Origin of the sequence: Kitasatospora sp. NPDC057542 (assembly GCF_042801945.1) — a bacterium.
Lineage (GTDB): Bacteria > Actinomycetota > Actinomycetes > Streptomycetales > Streptomycetaceae > Kitasatospora.
Genome location: NZ_JBHVFE010000699.1, coordinates 1 through 3090, shown reverse-complemented (window position 1 = coordinate 3090; position 3090 = coordinate 1). Strand labels below are relative to the sequence as shown.

Genomic DNA, 3090 nt, shown 5'->3' with positions numbered 1-3090 from the left:
GGCCTGTGCCGTACGGGGGGATGGCACAGGCCCCGCCGTCAACCGGACCGACGGGTCACATGTGGGTGCCGCCGTCGATGCGGAGCTCGGTACCGGTGACGAAGGCGCCGTCGTCGGAGGCGAGCATGGCGATCACGCCGGCCACCGTCTCCGGGCCGGCGAAGCCCTGGCCGAGGGCGGGGGAGAGCTTGGCCAGCAGGCTGAAGTCGGCGTCGGCGGGCAGGCCCGGGTTGTGGGTCATGCCGCTGTCGATGCTGCCCGGCGCGACGCAGACCGCGCGCAGGCCCTGCTTCGAGTACTCCGAGGCGATGGCATGGGTGAAGGACTGGATGCCGCCCTTGGTCGCGGCGTACGCGGCCATGTACGGGTGGGCGAAGCTCGCGGAGGTGGAGCTGAAGTTGACCACCACGCCCTTGCCGCCGGCGAGCAGCGCGGGGAGCGCCTCGCGGGTCATCAGGAAGGTGCCGGTGAGGTTCACCGCGAGGAGCTTGTTCCAGAACTCCAGGGTGGTCTCGTGGGTGTGCGAGGAGCGGAGGATGCCGGCCGCGTTGACCAGCACGTCCAGGCCGTCCAGGCCGGCGATCGCCTCGGCGACGCCGGCGACGACGGCCGCCTCGTCCGATATGTCCAGCACCTGGATGGTCAGGCGGTCCGCGGTCCCCTCGGCGGTGGCGCGGTCCAGGGTCTTCTTCAGGCCGTCCTCGTTGACGTCGACGGCGACGACCTTCCCGCCCTCGGCGAGGATCCGGTGGACGGTGGCCTGGCCGATGCCCGAGCCGCCGCCGGTGATCAGGACGTTCCGTCCGCTGAAGCGCTCCATGGTGGTACTCCGTTCGTTCGTGGTCTCTCGACCTCGAACGACACGGTACGCCCCGGTGGCACGTTGTGCCAAAAAGTCTCATGGTGCCGTTTCGTCGCAACGTGCCGCCATGGCATCCGCCCGCGTAGGCTGGTCCCGTGACCGGACGCCCGACCCTGACCCAGCGCCGCCGCGAGGCCACTCGACTGGAGATCGCCCGTGCCGCCGCCGCGCTCTTCGCCGAGCGGGGAGCGGAGGCGACCACCGTCGAGGAGGTCGCCCTCGCCGCGGGCATCTCACTGCGCACCTTCTACCGGTACTTCTCCGTCAAGGAGGATGCCGTCGCTCCGCTGCTCGCGGCGGGTGGGCAGGAGTGGGTGGAGCTGTTCGCGGCGAGCCCGGCGGATCTGCCGCCCCGGGAGGCGTTGGAACGCGCGGCGGTCGCTTCGCTGACCCCTGCCGACGAGGCGCGGGCCGAGATGATGCAGTGGGCCCGCGGTCTGCTGCGCGACCCGAGGCTGAACGCCACCTGGCAGCGCGTCCACGCGGACTCGGAGGAGAGGCTGCGGGCCGCCCTCGCCGAGCGCTGCCCGGACGACACCGATCCGCTGGAGGTCCGGCTGGCCGCCGCCGCCGCGACCGCGGCGATCCGGGTGGCCCTGGAACAGTGGGCCTCCTCCGACGCGCCCCTCGCCGGTCCGGGCTCCCCGCGGGACCTCGGCGCGCGCTGCATGCGCGAGCTCACGGCGGGGCTGCGGCTCTGGGAGCGGGTGGGCTGAGCCAGGCCCGCTCCCGGCCGGCGGTGTGGACGGCGACGGGCCATGGCAGGTGACAACCAGGTGACAACTTTCAGATGACAGATTTCGAAATCTGTCATCTGAAAGTTGTCAGCTGTCCGGCCCGCTCCCCGCAACCTCCCAGCCGCGATCAGCGTCCTCCCAGCTGGCGCTAGGGTTGGTCCTCGCGCCCCGACGGGGGAACCGGGGTGACCTCCTCGGATGTCCCCAGCGGAGGGGACTGGAGTTCGAGGCGTGGGAGCAAGCAGGACATGGGTCTGACGAGCCACAAGGTGCTGGCGCTGACCGCACTGGTCGCGGTCGTGATGATGGTCGGCACGGTCTGGTTGTGGCCCAGACTCGCGAAGAGGACCTGGCAGGCGGTGCTCGGCCGGATCGGCGCGCTGCTCGCCACCCAGCTCGCGGTGCTCGCCGCGCTCGGCCTGGTCGCGAACAACTACTTCGCCTTCTACAGCAGTTGGGACGACCTGCTGGGCACCGGCGACACCGGCCCCGTGGTCATCCACAACAAGGCGGACGCCTCCGGCCGGCTGATGGTGGAGACGATGGGGCAGGCCGCGGTCAAGGGTGGCGGGGCGATGGGCCGCGAGCCCGGCCAGTCCGGCGAGATCCGCAAGGTCCGGATCGACGGCGCGGTCAGTCGGCTGTCCACCGAGGGCTACGTCTACCTGCCCCCGCAGTACTTCCAGCCGGAGTACGCCCAGAAGCAGTTCCCGGCCGTGATCGTCAGCACCGGATTCCCAGGAATCGCCGAGAACCTGATCACCCGCTTCAACTACCCGGGTGCCGCGCTCAAGCTGCTGCAGGAAGGGCGGATGCAGCCGACCGTCATGGTCCTGGTGCGTCCCTCGCCCGCGCTGCCGCAGGACACCGAGTGCGAGGACGTCCCGGACGGCCCGCAGTCCGACACCTACTTCACCAAGGACGTGCCCTCGGCGATCCAGGCCAGCTTCCGGGTCTCCAGCGACCCGCAGGCCTGGGCCTTCATGGGCAACTCGACCGGTGGCTACTGCGCGCTCAAGCTGGCCATGCGCCACCCGGACGTCTTCCCGACCGCCGTCGCCCTCTCCGCCTACTACGAAGCCGCCGACGACCCGACCACGGGCGACCTGTTCGGCGGCAGCAAGCAGCGCCGCGACGAGGCCAACCTGCTGTGGCGCCTGAAGAACCTGCCGCAGCCGAAGGTGTCCGTGCTGCTGGCCGGCACCAAGAAGGGCGACGGCAACTACCGGCAGGAGACCGAGGCCTTCGTCGACGCGGTGCAGAGCCCGATGAAGGTCTCGTACAGCATGCTGGAGAACGGCGGCCACAACTTCGAGACCTGGAGCGCCCTGCTTCCCTCCTCGCTGGAGTGGCTGTCCCAGCACCTCAAGGTGCCGAACCAGACCGTCTGACGGGGGAACGGCACCCGGGTCCGCCCGAACCGCCCGGCGCCCGGACCGCCCGGGCCATCCGAACAGGCTGGGGAGAAGACCGAACCCCCGGGGCCACGGC

General features: G+C 70.9%; 3 protein-coding genes. 2 read left to right on the top strand and 1 reads right to left on the bottom strand.

Annotation, left to right across the window (positions count from 1 at the left end; translation table 11 throughout):
• Positions 1-55: 55 nt before the first annotated feature.
• Positions 56-820, bottom strand: coding sequence for an SDR family NAD(P)-dependent oxidoreductase (locus ACFU7Y_RS42290; RefSeq protein ID WP_224275154.1), 765 nt, complete (start codon positions 818-820; stop codon positions 56-58).
• 137 nt (positions 821-957) lie between these two features.
• Here ACFU7Y_RS42290 and ACFU7Y_RS42285 point away from each other — a divergent pair, with 137 nt between their 5' ends.
• Together ACFU7Y_RS42285 and ACFU7Y_RS42280 are read left to right on the top strand one after the other, a co-directional pair.
• A complete protein-coding gene (locus tag ACFU7Y_RS42285) occupies positions 958-1578 on the top strand; it encodes a TetR family transcriptional regulator (protein ID WP_224275156.1) in 621 nt (206 codons plus the stop codon).
• Positions 1579-1847: 269 nt separating this feature from the next.
• Positions 1848-2990: an alpha/beta hydrolase gene (locus ACFU7Y_RS42280; protein ID WP_380771750.1), complete on the top strand. Its 1143-nt coding sequence runs from the start codon at positions 1848-1850 to the stop codon at positions 2988-2990.
• Positions 2991-3090: the final 100 nt, after the last annotated feature.